At 72.4% G+C, this 13820-nt stretch carries 10 protein-coding genes and 1 tRNA gene; 3 read left to right on the top strand and 8 right to left on the bottom strand.

The features are described from left to right. The first annotated feature begins 1 nt into the window (after position 1). Entirely contained in the window at positions 2-2725 is a 2724-nt protein-coding gene (locus BLT97_RS29225) for an FtsX-like permease family protein (protein WP_093615481.1), read from the top strand. After that, positions 2722-3699 (top strand): ABC transporter ATP-binding protein, encoded by a 978-nt coding sequence (locus BLT97_RS29220; RefSeq protein ID WP_093615479.1) that lies wholly within the window; start codon positions 2722-2724, stop codon positions 3697-3699. Before BLT97_RS29225 ends, BLT97_RS29220 begins: the two co-directional genes overlap by 4 nt. Positions 3700-3731: 32 nt before the next feature. Here the strand turns inward: BLT97_RS29220 and BLT97_RS29215 are convergent, their stop codons facing one another. The 8 genes from BLT97_RS29215 to BLT97_RS29180 all read right to left on the bottom strand — a co-directional run bounded on the left by BLT97_RS29215 (position 3732) and on the right by BLT97_RS29180 (position 13278). Continuing rightward, entirely contained in the window at positions 3732-4379 is a 648-nt protein-coding gene (locus BLT97_RS29215) for a DUF8185 domain-containing protein (RefSeq protein WP_093615477.1), read from the bottom strand. Then, positions 4376-4825, bottom strand: coding sequence for an acyl-CoA thioesterase (locus tag BLT97_RS29210; RefSeq protein ID WP_093615475.1), 450 nt, complete (start codon positions 4823-4825; stop codon positions 4376-4378). The genes BLT97_RS29215 and BLT97_RS29210 overlap by 4 nt, the downstream gene beginning before the upstream one ends. Next, on the bottom strand, positions 4825-6489 hold the full coding sequence (gene ettA / locus BLT97_RS29205) for an energy-dependent translational throttle protein EttA (RefSeq protein WP_093615473.1): 1665 nt from the start codon (positions 6487-6489) through the stop codon (positions 4825-4827). Before ettA ends, BLT97_RS29210 begins: the two co-directional genes overlap by 1 nt. 285 nt (positions 6490-6774) lie before the next feature. Continuing rightward, positions 6775-7248: a hypothetical protein gene (locus BLT97_RS29200; protein WP_093615471.1), complete on the bottom strand. Its 474-nt coding sequence runs from the start codon at positions 7246-7248 to the stop codon at positions 6775-6777. Position 7249: 1 nt separating this feature from the next. After that, positions 7250-8608 carry a Cys-Gln thioester bond-forming surface protein gene (locus tag BLT97_RS29195; RefSeq protein WP_093615469.1) on the bottom strand — a complete coding sequence of 453 codons (1359 nt, stop codon included), beginning with the start codon at positions 8606-8608 and terminating at the stop codon, positions 7250-7252. 409 nt (positions 8609-9017) lie between these two features. Then, on the bottom strand, positions 9018-9560 hold the full coding sequence (locus BLT97_RS29190) for a single-stranded DNA-binding protein (protein ID WP_093615594.1): 543 nt from the start codon (positions 9558-9560) through the stop codon (positions 9018-9020). A gap of 164 nt (positions 9561-9724) precedes the next feature. Beyond that, complete coding sequence (locus BLT97_RS29185) at positions 9725-11572, bottom strand: YfjP family GTPase (RefSeq protein ID WP_245769607.1); 1848 nt, start codon at positions 11570-11572, stop codon at positions 9725-9727. 110 nt (positions 11573-11682) lie between these two features. After that, positions 11683-13278: a GTPase domain-containing protein gene (locus tag BLT97_RS29180; RefSeq protein WP_093615467.1), complete on the bottom strand. Its 1596-nt coding sequence runs from the start codon at positions 13276-13278 to the stop codon at positions 11683-11685. Between the two features lie 446 nt (positions 13279-13724). On the opposite strand from BLT97_RS29180, the gene BLT97_RS29175 reads away from it, so the two are divergent. Continuing rightward, positions 13725-13797 (top strand) — tRNA-Arg (locus tag BLT97_RS29175). The last annotated feature ends 23 nt before the right edge of the window (positions 13798-13820 follow it).

Here is a 13820-nt window from a genome sequence, read left to right as displayed (position 1 = left end):
TATGGCGGTCAAGGCAGTTGCGCCCTGGGTGCGGACCCGGCTGAAGGCCGCTCCGATGCCTTCGGTGGCGCTGGCACTGCTCGTGCTCGTGACGTCGTTCCTCGCGGCGGCGTTCCCGCGCGCGGTGGACACGTACGAGACGCGCGGCCTCCGGCTGGAGCTGGGCAGCGCCGGTCCGGAGCGCAGCGGGATCGAGGTCAGCCTGGCCACCGGCGACGAGTTCCTCGACGCCGCGCCCGGCGAAGTCGACGCCGGGACCATCCGCGACACCCTGCCGCAGGTGCAGGAGGCGATCGAGGACCCGCTGGTCACGGACCGTTCGCAGGTCGCGTACGGCGTGCAGACCAAACGTCCGCTCGACGCGCTCGACGCCTGGCTGCCCCGCCCCGAGGGCAAGCCGCCGGCGTTCATGCTGGCCGCGCAGGGCGAGGTGGACCGGCATGCGCGGGTGGTGCAGGGCCGGCTGCCGAAGGGCGACGAGAACAGCGCCACCAGCATGCAGGCCGAGGCCGCGGTCACCACGGACACCGCGAAGACGCTGAAGATCAAGGTCGGTTCGGTCATCCACTTCCTGTCCGACAAGGGCCCGCGCGTGAGCGTGAAGGTCACCGGAATCGTCGAACCGAAGCGGCCCGAGGGCAGCTACTGGTCCTTCGACTCCCTCCTGCGCACCCCGGCCATCGCCCTGACCCCGCCGGCCCCCGTGCCCGCGAAGTACTGGCAGGCGGGGCTGCTGCTGGCCCCGGAGGCCGCGGCGTTCCTGATCCGCCTCGACGGCAACCCGAACGTGTACTGGCGTCTGCCGCCCCGGTTCTCCTCCCTCGAGGTCGCCGACATCGGCGGTCTCCAGGAGAGCGTGGCCTCGCTCGAAGGCGGCCCCGCGCTGTCCCGGATGCGGGAGAGCGTCGGCGAACGGGTCTCCGCGTACACCGAACTGGACCGGATCACGGGCCAGTTCCTGGCAGCCCGCGAGGCGATCACCCCGGTCGTGTCCATCGCCGCGTACGGCATCGGTGCGGTCGCCCTGGTCGTCCTGCTGATGACGGGCGCCCTCGCCGCGGCCCGGCGCAGCCGCGAGGTCGCCCTGCTGCGGGCGCGCGGCGGTTCGGTGCGCGGGATCACGGCCCGGATCTGCGCCGAGACCGCGGTGGTCGCGATACCCGCCGCCGCGCTCGGCTGGCTGCTCGCCGTCCTCGTGCGGCCCGAGGGCCGGCTCCAGCCCTCGGTGGCCGGTGCCGGTCTGGTCGCCCTGCTCGCGTGCGTGGCGCTTCCGGTACGGGCCGTCGTACGCCATCTGCGGCTGCGGGCCCACGGCGGACGCGAGGACCTGGTCGACGCCAAGCCGTCGCGCCGGCGCACCGTGGCCGAACTGACCGCCCTGGTCCTGGCCGTGGGCGCCGTGGTGGCCATGCGCCGCCGCGGCAGCGGTGAGGCTGACGGACTGGTCAGTGCGGCTCCGGTCCTGGTGGCGCTGATCGCCGCGCTGCTGCTCGTGCGGCTGTACCCGCTGCCCATCCGGTGGGCGGGCCGGCCGCTGCTGCGGCGGCGCGGGGCGATCGGATTCCTGTCCCTGGCGCGGGCCGGACGGACCTCGTCCGCGCAGGCCCTGCCCCTGCTCGCGCTGCTGGTGGCGCTCACCACGGCGGCGTTCGGCGGCAGTGTGATCGCCGGTATCGGCGACGCCCGCGACGAGGCGGCGCTGCGGGCGGTCGGCGCGGATCTGCGGATCAACGCCCGCCCCAACCAGCCGCTGCCCGACGGGCTCGCCGAGCGCGTCGACGGGCTCGGCGGTGTCCGCGAGGTCAGCCGTGTGTACATGGACGGCAACATGCGGATGCCGGACGGCGGCAAGGAGATCACGCTGATCGCGGTCGACCCCGAGTCGTACGCGCGGCTGTCGGAACGGACCGGTCTCGGCCCCTTCCCCGCGGGCGAGTTGAAGGCGCCCGGCTCGGGTCCCGCGCCCGCGTTCGCCACTCCCGCGGTGGCCAAGCGCCTCGGCAGCGGCGAGCACGCCCTGCGCACGCCGGTCGGCGATTTCACGGCGAAGGTGACGGGCATCCGCGAGATCACGCCCGCGAGCTTCGGCGTGGACTTCCTGCTGATCGACGCGAGCCGTCTGAAGGACCGCGAGGACACCGCGCTGTTCGCCACGGGCGGCGGGTTCACCACCTCGCAGGTCGCGAAGGAGATCGACGCGGCCGCCGGGTCCGGCGCGGCGGAGATCACCTATGAACTGCGCGCCGCCGAGCGGGCGACGATGTCCGACGGTCCGCTCCAGGAAGGCGCCGAAACCGTCTACGCCGCCGCGGTGGCCGCCGGAGCCGGCTACGCGATCCTCGCCGTCCTGCTCTCCCTGCTCCAGACCGCCCCGGAACGCACCGCCCTCGTGGCGCGGCTGCGCACCATGGGCCTGGGAAGGGGGCAGGCGCGGCGGCTGCTCGTCCTCGAAGCGCTGCCGCAGGCGCTGCTCGCCGCGGCCGGCGGCGTCCTGGTCGCGCTCGCCGCGATGGAACTGATCGCGCCCGGGCTCGATCTCGGGCAGATCGCACTAGCCGCGCAGGCCGAGGCCTTCGGCGAGGTACAACTGCGCATGGATTCCTGGTCGTTGCTGGTGCCGGCCGGCACGGTGGTGCTGCTCGCCACCGGGGTCGCGCTCGTCCAGGCCTGGTGGACGGCCCGGCAGACCTCCCTCACCGAACTCAGGGCTGGAGATGGGCGATGACCGACACGAGTACGACCGGGGCCGCCTCCGTCGCGACCCTCGCCGAGCTGGAACAGCGGGCCGCGTCCCGGCGCGAGCGCCCCGCGTTCGGCCATGACGCGCTGATCTCCTGCGACCGCCTGGTGCGCATCTTCACGGCAGACGGCGTGGAGGTGCAGGCCCTTCAGGGGCTCGATCTGCTCGTCACCAAGGGCGAGTTGATGGCGCTCGTGGGCGCGTCCGGCAGCGGCAAGTCGACCCTGATGAACATCCTCGCGGGCCTCGACGAGCCCACCGCCGGGCAGGCCAGGGTCGCGGGCTGCGATCTGCTCTCGATGGGCGCGAAGGAGCGGCTGCGCTACCGCCGCGAGATCGTCGGCTTCGTGTGGCAGCAGACGGCCCGCAACCTGCTGCCGTATCTGACCGCGGCGCAGAACGTGGCCCTGCCCATGCAGTTGCGCGGCGTACGGGGCAAGGCGAAGAAGGCGGCGCGCGCCGAGGAGTTGCTCGAGCTCCTCGGGGTGGGCGAACTGCGCGACCGGCGGCCCACGCAGCTCTCCGGCGGCCAGCAGCAGCGGGTCGCGATCGCCGTGGCGCTCGCGAACGACCCGGAGGTGCTGCTCGCCGACGAACCCACCGGTGAGCTGGACTCGGCCACGGGCCGGCAGATCTTCGAGTCGTTCCGCGCGGCGAACGAGGAGCTCGGCACGACGATCGTGATCGTCACGCACGACCAGGCGGTGGCCACGGAGGTCCGCCGCACGGTCGCGATCCGCGACGGCCGCACGTCCACGGAGGTCCTGCGGCACACCCGCATCGACGCGACGACGGGCGAGGAGCACCTGGTGGCCCGCGAGTACGCCATGCTCGACCGCGCCGGCCGCCTCCAACTCCCCGCGGACTACACGGAGACGCTGGGCATGCGGGACAGGGTGGCGCTGGAGCTGGAGCAGGACCACATCGGGGTGTGGCCGGACGATTCGGGCAGCAACTAGCGCTCCGGGCAACGGGCTCGGGGTCGCGCCCCTTACACGGGCGTGACCCCGAGCCCCGGCAGCCCACCCGCCCGACGCAACGCGACGGACCCGTACGGCGTGCGCAGCCGCAGCCACGTACCGGCCGCAAGAAGGGCCGCAGGCGCCTCCGGCCGCAACAGCCCGAACACATACGCCGCATGCGCGGCCCGCAGCGGAAGCGGAGTGGACCCGAGGGTCCGCCCCCAGATGTCGGCGCCGATCCGGTCGAGCTCCGCCCGGGTCCGCTTGTCCTCGGACAGCTCCTCGACCCGCGCCTTGAACTCGGCGACGGCGGCCCGCACCGCAAGCCCCAACTGCCCGCTCTCCGGCAGCCCTTCGACCTGCTGCCAGCCGGCCCGCGGCGGCAGCAGCCCGGCCCACGCGGGACCGGTCACGGCGGCGGGGACGGTGAGCCCGGCGGGCTCGACGGTTTCGAGCAGCTCGCCCGCCGAGACCGTACGGTCCAGCTCGGCGGGCCCGGCGAGCGCGACGCCCCGCACGACCACCACGTCGAGCGCGGGCGCCCGGCCGAAGACGGCGAGCGCGTCGCCCGCCGCCTGCAGCCGGACGGCCGCCGCCCGGTCGTACTTGAGCAGCCGCTGCAGGAAGGCGGCGAGACCCGCCGCCTCCCCTTCGGCGGCCAGCGGCAGCACGGTCATGCCGCTACGGCCTCTTCGGAACCGCCCGCGCCGCCACCGGCCCCGGCGGCATCCGCGTCATCGGCGTACTCCTCGAGGAACTCCCGCTCCTCGGCGGTGATCCGCCGCGGCCGCTGGGCCTCGAAGTCGAACGGCACGATGACGGTCGAGGCTCGCACGTACACCACGTCCTCGTCCTTCACCTCGTACTCGATCGTGAACGACGCCGCCCGTATCTTCGTGACCCACAGCTCGATGTTCACCGGACGGTGCCGGTGCACCAACTGCCGCTTGTAGTCGATCTCATGGCGCGCCACGACCGACCCCTGCTGGAAGTCCTTGTCCGGGCGGAACAGGAAATCGATGCGCGCTTCTTCGAGGTACCGAAGAAAGACCACGTTGTTGATGTGGCCGTACGCATCCATGTCCGCCCAGCGCAGGGGGCAGGCGTAAACGTGGCGAGCCATCAGCCGCGGGTCAGCTTCTTGTAGGTGGCGCGGTGCGGACGGGCCGCGTCCGGGCCGAGCCGCTCGATCTTGTTCTTCTCGTACGACTCGAAGTTGCCCTCGAACCAGAACCACTTGGAGTCACCCTCGTACGCGAGGATGTGCGTGGCCACTCGGTCCAGGAACCAACGGTCGTGGGAGACGACCACGGCGCAGCCGGGGAAGTCGAGCAGCGCGTTCTCCAGGCTGCTGAGGGTCTCGACGTCGAGGTCGTTGGTCGGCTCGTCGAGGAGCAGCAGGTTGCCGCCCTGCTTGAGGGTCAGCGCGAGGTTGAGGCGGTTGCGCTCACCACCGGAGAGCACACCGGCCGGCTTCTGCTGGTCCGGGCCCTTGAAACCGAACGCGGAGACATACGCCCGCGACGGCATCTCGACCTGCCCGACATTGATGTAGTCGAGCTCATCGCTCACCACGGCCCAAAGGGTCTTCTTGGGATCGATGTTGGAGCGGTTCTGGTCGACGTACGAGATCTTGACCGTGTCACCGACCTTGATCTCGCCGGAGTCCGGCGTCTCGATGCCCTGGATCATCTTGAACAGGGTGGTCTTACCCGCACCGTTCGGACCGATGACACCCACGATGCCGTTGCGCGGCAGCGTGAAGCTCAGATCGTCGATGAGCACCTTGTCGCCGAAGGCCTTCGAAAGATTCGAGACCTCGACGACGATGGAACCCAGCCGCGGACCCGGCGGAATCTGGATCTCCTCGAAGTCCAGCTTCCGCATCTTGTCGGCCTCGGCGGCCATCTCCTCGTAACGGGCCAGACGCGCCTTGGACTTGGCCTGCCGGCCCTTGGCGTTCGACCGCACCCACTCAAGCTCTTCCTTGAGCCTCTTCTGGCGCTTCTCGTCCTTCTTGCCCTCGACCTTGAGGCGCTCGGACTTGCGCTGCAGATACGTGGAGTAGTTGCCCTCGTAGGGGATCGCGCGGCCGCGGTCCAGCTCGAGGATCCACTCGGCGACGTTGTCCAGGAAGTACCGGTCGTGGGTGATGGCCACGACGGTGCCGCTGTACTGGGCGAGGTGCTGCTCCAGCCAGTTCACGGACTCGGCGTCGAGGTGGTTGGTGGGCTCGTCGAGGAGCAGCAGGTCGGGCGCCTCGATCAGGAGACGGCAGAGCGCGACACGACGCTTCTCACCACCGGAGAGATTGGTGACGGGCCAGTCCCCGGGCGGGCACCCGAGAGCGTCCATGGCCTGCTCCAGCTGAGCGTCCAGATCCCACGCGTTGGCGTGGTCCAGGTCCTCCTGGAGCTTCCCCATCTCCTCCATGAGCTCGTCGCTGTAGTCGGTGGCCATGAGCTCGGCCACCTCGTTGAAGCGCTTCAGCTTGCCCATGATCTCGGCGGCGCCGTCCTGCACGTTCTCCAGGACGGTCTTGTTCTCGTCGAGCTCGGGCTCCTGCATGAGGATGCCGACGCTGTAGCCGGGCGACAGGAAGGCGTCACCGTTGGACGGCTGCTCGATGCCGGCCATGATCTTCAGCACGGTCGACTTACCCGCACCGTTGGGACCGACCACACCGATCTTCGCGCCGGGCAGGAAGTTCAAGGTGACGTCATCGAGGATCACCTTGTCGCCGTGCGCCTTGCGCGTCTTGCGCATGGTGTAGATGAACTCAGCCAAGAGAAACCGTCCGGCAAACTGGAAGTGGGCAGATACACCCCATCTTGCCTGACGTCCACCTCTCGACGGAAACCGGTATGGGACGGGGGCTGTGACCTGCCCGTTCCCCCATCACGCGGGTAGTCACCCGATCACCGCCCGTCGCCGATGGCGTTCCGGGCCGGGCGGCACAGAGACCGGACCGGGCGGGGCGACGGCCGTCCCGGCCCGCACGGCACGACGGCGCTCCCGCACCGGGCGCGCCACAGAGAGCAGCTCCGGGCCCCACGGCCCGGCAGCAGCCCCTCAGCGCCACCCCTCCCCCCGCAGCCGCCGCCCCGCCTCCGTCCGTACCCGTCGCGTCCGGCCCCACGCTGCCAGGATGGCCAGGGCCTCCGGTGGGGCAGGGGTTTCGGAGGCCGCGACGGTGCGCTGGCACCAGTCGCTTGCCGTGGCGAGTTCCTCCGCGCTCCACGGTTCGCCCTGGACCACGGCGTGGACGAGTGTCCACTCGCGCAGTCGCTCGGCCAGGAAGCCGTCGCCCGCGACGGCCTGCCTCATCCGCGTCGCCCAGGCGGGGAAGCCGCCCTGAGTGAGCAGGCCGGGCGCACGCTCGTCGAAGTGGCGCACGATCGCGCTCCGCGCCATCGACGCGTCCGGGTCGCGCAGGACCGCCGCGACGAGCTCCCCCTCCTCCTCCGCGGAGACCTCCGCCAACGTCCGGATGTGGCGGGCGAACCGCGCATGCTCGGGAGGCTCCACGCCCGCGGGTCCGCTCACCTCACTCGGCGCCGTCCTCCGGCGCCCCCTTCCGCCGCAGCAGGAAGACGACCAGGCCGCCGACGACCAGGAAGCCCACTGCGACCGCGGCGATCACCGGCGTCGCGTCGGAACTGCCCGTCTCCGCCAGGTCATGGGACGAGGCGCCCGCGCCGCCGGCCGTCGCCGGGCTCGGGGCCAGTTGCGGGGCGATGCCGTCCACCGGTTCCGAGGCCTTCGTACGGCAGTCGAGTACGCCCTGGAAGCGCTCGGCGATCCCGTGCGGACCCGTGATCGTGAAGTCGTACGCCTGGTCTTCCTGGAGCGGGATCGTCACGGTGCGCACCCGCCCGGCCGGGATCGTGTACTTGACGCCCAGGAGCGAGAAGCGGAAGTCCTGATCGCCCCGGTTGGCGGCCGTGACGTCCACGCCGCCCTTGGCGCAGTTCCGCTCCGCCGAGAGCGCCGGCACCGGCCCCTGCTCCGCCCAGGCGACCGTCGCCGTGGCCGAGACCGTGGACTCGCTGGAGCCGGCCACGACCTGCGTCTGGCTCCTGGTCTGCGCGACGAACGCCCGGCCGACCGGCACGCTGGTCGACGCCTGCACGGTGAGCACCGCCGAACCGGCCGAGTCCTCCGGCACGTCGAAGTACAGCCTGCTGCCGTCGGCCGCCGAGGTGAGCGGCCTGCCGTCCTCGCCGACGACCTCGACCCCGCTCGCCGCGGCGTCCACCGGCGGGCCGACCGTCACACCCCGCGCGCCGGTGCGCACCGTCACCGGCCCCACCCGCTCACCGGCCTTCCCCGACACCGCGGGCGGGTCGAGGGTCAACGAGGCCTTCGGCTCCGCCAGGGCACGGGCACTCCGCTCCAGGAAGTCCGCGAGCCGCTCCGCCTGCGGGTCGGCCGCGGACACGTCCACCCCGTCCGACTGCCGCCAGATCGCAACCTGGGTCCCGGCCGCGGCATCCGCCTCGGTCAGCCCCGGCGCCTTGGCCTTGCGGGCCAGCTCGGCGAGGTCGTTCACCTGGGGGTAGGAGTGCCGGAGGATCCAATGGATCTTCCCCGCCTGCTTGTTGGCCTGCAGGGAGGTCGCGCTCCAGGGGGCCTCGCGGTACTGCGCGTCCGGCTGCGTCGGGTTGTCGATGTCGATGCCGTACGTCTTCAGCGTGCCGCCGCCGTCGACGGACATCTCGAAGAGCCCGGCCGGTATGGTCCGCGCCTCGCCGTCCTCGCGGACGACGGCCTGTCCGTAGGTGCCGAGGCCGCCGAAGGCCGCTGTCGCGCCGCCCGGCAGTTGCGGGTTCTCGTCGGCGGCCGCCGTGCCGGCTCCGGTCGTCGCCGTGGCCGCGAGCAGCCCGGGCACCAGCAGCCACGGCATGAGACGGGCGGCAGCACCTCGACGACGTATGACCAGCGACGAGCGCGAAGACAACACGAACTTCCCCTCCGGGCGGGACCCCTGACACATGGGGGCGGTCCCACCAGCACATTCGACCCCGACTGCCCCGTGAGCTACGCCCGGCATCCTAGAGACGCCCGGCATCACGGATCACCGTCATCCCCTCCGATCACGACTCCGACGCGGAATTGTTATCGCCGGTAACCCCCACCACCTGCCCTTATCGACAATTCGCCGCCCAATTCCCTTACGAGAGGCGGGAATTGGCCACACGGATCCCGCCAAGCCGCGGCCCGGCAGGAAGGCGGGGAGGACCGGTGCAGGTTTCGTGAACACCTCGGCCCACGCCAGCCCCCTCCCCCTGCAGCAAACCGCTCAGAACACCGGCTCAGAACACCGGCTCAGGCTCCCGCTCCGGCAGGAAGCCCTCCTGAGCCGCCCCGGCCCCAGTGCCCGGTTCGCGCTCGAACTGCGGCTCCGCTCCCCCGTCCTGCTTGACCGCCGTATCGCCCCCGGGCCCCGCGCCCCCGCCGGCACCACCCACCGCTCCCGCCGCCCCCGTCCGCGCGACCCGCCGGAACGCCGCGGTGCCACGGGACAGATCGTGGCCCAGCGCGACCGCCTCGATGTCGGCTCCCACGAAGGACGAGCCGCCGCTGCCCGAAGTCCCGTTCTCCTGCCGCACCTTCAGGCGGCCCTGCACAAGCACCGGGTCCCCGATGTTCAGCGACGAGGCCACGTTCTCCGCGAGGCCGCGCCATGCGACCACGGTGAGGAAATTGGTGTGGCCGTCCTTCCAGCCCTGCGTCGCACGGTCGAAGTACCGCGACGTGGAGGCGAGCCGGAACCGGACCATCGTCCCGCCCGCTGTCGGCCGGGCCACCGGCTCCGTCGCCACGTTCCCCACGATCGTCACCAAGGTCTCGTTCATCTCGATCACCCTCCCCTGTGCGCGGATCCGCGCACGGCATGCGTACGGGCCCGTCCCGTACGGCTGCGGCCGAGACCGAGGCGCTCCGCCGCGATCCCAGACTGCGCCGAACGGCACGAGCCCGCTCGAGCCTGTGGACTACCGCCCGGTTGTGGACAACTCCCTCACCCTCCCGAGGGAACCAGCGGCTCCCGCCGCTCCCCGCCCACCGTGAACGCACCCGTCGCGGTCGACCTGCCGCCCATCGGCGGCACCACCCCGAGCACCCGCACGTACTGCTCCCTGACCTCCCGGTAGCGCAGCAGCTCTGCCGCGACCGGGTCGAGGACCCGCTGCCGCCCGCAGGCCGCGGCCGCCTCGCGCAACGACCGCTCGGCCTCCTGCCCGTACCGCCGGGCCGGCCCGCGCGCGGCCATCCGGCAGGCCCACTCCACGCACGGCCCGCCCACGATCCCGGCCAGCATCAGCAGCACAGGAGCCATCAGATTCGGCTCGGCGACCCCGACGACCTGCCCGAACAGCCAGAAACCGCCGACCACTTGGAGCAGCGTCATCAGCGCCTGCACGAACACCGCCATCGGCCACCAGCCGGGCCGCGGCGGCTTGCGGGCGGGCAGCGCGGCGTTCACCGCGAGCTCATCCAGGGCCTCCGGCAGCCCTTCACCGCCCCGGGCCGCCGCGTCCCGTACGGCCTGCGCCCACGGCGCCGGGAGCCCGGCCACCGCCTCGTCGCCGACGATCCGCACCGCCTGCTCCACGCGCTGGCGCGCGGTCGCCTCCTCGTCCACGGGCACGGACTCGGCCTGCACGGCCGAGGGACCGGTGCGCTGGGCCTCGTACCAGCGCCAGAGCCTGAGCCACGGCGTGCCGCACGCCTTGTTCGCGCTGCGCCGCCAGGCACGCTCGGCCGCCTCGCCCGCCGCTCCCGCGCCCACCGCCTCGGCCAGCCGGTCCGCGAACTCCTCGCGCGCCCGCTCGCTCAGCCCGACGCGCCGCCCCGCCGAGTACACCGGCTTGAGGCGTCGGGCCGCGGCGTCAAGGTCGGCCGAGATCCGCCGGGCCGCCGCACCGCGCTCGGCCACGAACTGGGCGAGCGCGTCCCGCAGTTCACCCACCCCGTCGCCGGTCAGCGCGGAGAGCGCGAGCACCGTGGCACCCGGTTCGCCGTGCTCGCCGAGCGCGATGCCGTCCTCGTCGAGCAGCCGGCGCAGATCGTCGAGCACCAGGTCGGCGGAGTCCCCGGGCAGCCGGTCGGTCTGGTTGAGCACCACGAAGGTGACCTCCGCGTGGCCCGCAAGCGGCCGCAGATAGCGCTCGTGCAGCACGGCGTCCGCGTACTTCTCGGGGTCCACGACCCAGATCACGGCGTCGACCAGTTTCAGCATCCGCTCCACGTGCTCGCGGTGTTCGAGCGCGGCGGAGTCGTGGTCCGGCAGGTCGATCAGGACCAGTCCGGCCATCCGCGGGTCGGGGTCGGTGCCCTGGAGCGGGCGGCGGCGCAGCCGGCCGGGAATGCCGAGCCGGTCGAGCAGCCCCGCCGCGCCGTCGGACCAGCTGCACGCGAGCGGCGCCGCGGTGGTGGGGCGGCGTACCCCCGTATCCGAAATGGCCACGCCGGCAAGGGCGTTGAACAGCGTGGACTTCCCGCTCCCGGTCGCACCGGCCACGGCCACCACGGTGTGCCGCTCGGACAGACCACGCCGTGCGGCCGCCTGGTCGAGCACCCGCCCGGCCTCGGCGAGCGTCTGGCCGTCGAGCCGCGTACGCGAGAGCCCGACCAACTCGCGCAGCGCGTCGAGGCGGGCCCGCAGCGGGGCGTCGTAGGTGAGGCCGCGCGGCTGGAAGCTCTCCTCGCGCGCGGGCCGCTCGCCGTCGCCCATCACGCGCCGCGCGATCAACCCGTCGTCCCAGGCGCTCTCTTCGGCGGCATCCGCGTCGGCGCCGGTTTCCGCGCCGGCGGCGGCATCCGCGTGGCCGGCGGCTTCCGCGACGGCCTCGGTGACCCCGGACACCTCAGCGCCGTCGCTCTCCGAGCCGGCCGGTGCGACCGGTGCGTCCGGTTCGGCCGGTGCGGCAGCGGGCTCCTGCCCGCCGGTGTGGTCAGTGACAGCGGTCACGGCGGTCACCTCTCCTTCTGCAGTACGGACAGGGCGGCGATCAACTCGGCCTGGGGATCGGGCTGGACGTCGAGGGCGTCGAGGGGGGCCAGACGGCGCTCGCGTTCGTCCTTGAGCGCCTTCTCCACGTACGAACTGAGCAGCCGGCCACCGCGGTCGCGCAGCTTGAGCGCCGCCTGCGCACCGATCCGCTCGGCGAGCACCTCGCCCGCGGAACGCGCCCTGCGCCCGCCGAGCAGCGCGGTCGCGAGCAGCGCGGCCACGACCTCGGCCTCCGGCGGGTTGTCGAGCCCGCGGAGCTCCTCCTCGACGTACTCCTCGAGCACCCGCCGCCAGCGCCGTACGCACAGTCCGACGCGGTGGTCCGCGCCTTCGCCGTCGGGCTCGCGCGCGACCAGGTCACCGGCGGCCGCCTCGCGCTGCCAGCCGTCGTCGATACGCCGGTCGGCGGCGGACACGGCACACGCGAGCACCGTGCCGAGGCTCTCGACCACGGCGTCGAGCAGCTCGCCCGCGGTGCAGTCCAGGGGGTACGCGCGCCACCGCGCGAGCGCCCCGCCCGCCAGGACGGCCCCGGCCTGCAGCCGCCCGCGCACCCGCGTCTGCTCCCGCTCGTACGCCTCGTCGACGATGGCCGTCAGGCGTACGGACGCGGCGTGCTGCGCCGCGACGGCGCCGGCGAGCTCGGGCATCCGCGAGTTCAGCGAATCCAGCAGCCCTGTCGCCGTACGGCTGAGCGCGAAGGCCCTGGCCTGCTCGTCCTGTACGCGGTGCGTGAGCCAGGCCCGCAGCGGCGCCACGGCCGTGGCGGGCAGCAGCCCGCCGTTGCCGGTGGACTCGGGCAGTTCGGGAACGGTGAACCGCGGCACCTCGCCGAGCCCGGCCTTCGCGAGCAGCGCCCCGTACTGCCGCGACACCTCGGCCACCACCTGGTGCGGTACGCGGTCGAGCACGGTCACGAGCGTGGCGTCGTACTCCTTGGCGGTACGCAGCAGATGCCAGGGCACGGCATCGGCGTACCGGGCCGCGGTCGTCACCATCACCCACACATCGGCCGCGCAGATCAACTCGGCGGCGAGGACCCGGTTTTCCGCCACGAGCGAGTCGATGTCGGGAGCGTCGAGCAGCGCGAGCCCGCGCGGCAACGTGCCCGCGGTCTCGACCCGAAGCGCCCGCTCCCCTGCCTTCGCAGCTCCGTCCCGCCCGCCCTCATCCCCGCCCTGCGGCACCCAGACGCGGGTGAGCTCGGGCAGCACCCTGAGCCCCGCGAACCAGTGGTGGTCGTCGGGATGGCACACCAGCACGGGCGTACGCGTGGTCGGCCGGAGCACACCTGCCTCGCTGACCTGCCGCCCCACCAGCGAGTTCACGAGCGTGGACTTGCCGGCGCCGGTCGAACCGCCGACCACCACGAGCAGCGGCGCTTCGGGCTGCTTGAGACGGGGCACGAGATAGTCGTCGAGCTGCGCGAGCAACTCCTCCCGGTTCACCCGCGCCCGCGGCGCGCCTGGCAGCGGAAGCGGAAAGCGCGCGGCGGCGACACGGTCGCGCAGGGCGGAGAGTGCGTCGAGCAGCTGAGGCCGTACGTCCAAGGTCACCACATGCGAAGAATGCCCAATTTTGTTGGTTTTCTGAAGGATATGAACCCCTCTGCGCGCCGATGGTCGGCTGATCGACACGATTCGCGTACGCGGGGGTGAGTGATCGGCCGTTCGGCGGGGAGCCGGGGAAGGGGCGACACGTACGCGTCACACAGGCGGCACACATGCGGAACCCCCGGGTCAATGGGGCCGATCGGGCCGGTCCGGAACAACCGTGACGACTGGGGCGCAGGCATAACGAGTGCACAACACCCGGGGCGTGAGATGCCAAAAGCGGTGCAGGATTCGCACCTGCCTGCGATTATCGGAAACCGCTTCACTCGAACTCCACATCGTGCCGCGGAGCAGAAGCGCGCGGGACAAGGGGCGGCGACCCCTATCCTTGTCCCCGGCAAGGTCACGGATCTCCCCCCAGTCCACCGACCAAGCCACCCGGCCACACACCGGCCCCCGTAGCTCAGTGGATAGAGCAGGCGCCTTCTAAGCGCTTGGCCGCAGGTTCGAGTCCTGCCGGGGGCGCTGTCTCTGAGCAGCACCAACGC

The sequence above is a fragment of the Streptomyces indicus genome, assembly GCF_900100315.1.
Taxonomy (GTDB): domain Bacteria; phylum Actinomycetota; class Actinomycetes; order Streptomycetales; family Streptomycetaceae; genus Streptomyces; species Streptomyces indicus.
Note: the sequence above shows the minus strand (reverse complement) of the source record. Positions and strands in the feature narration are given on the sequence as shown.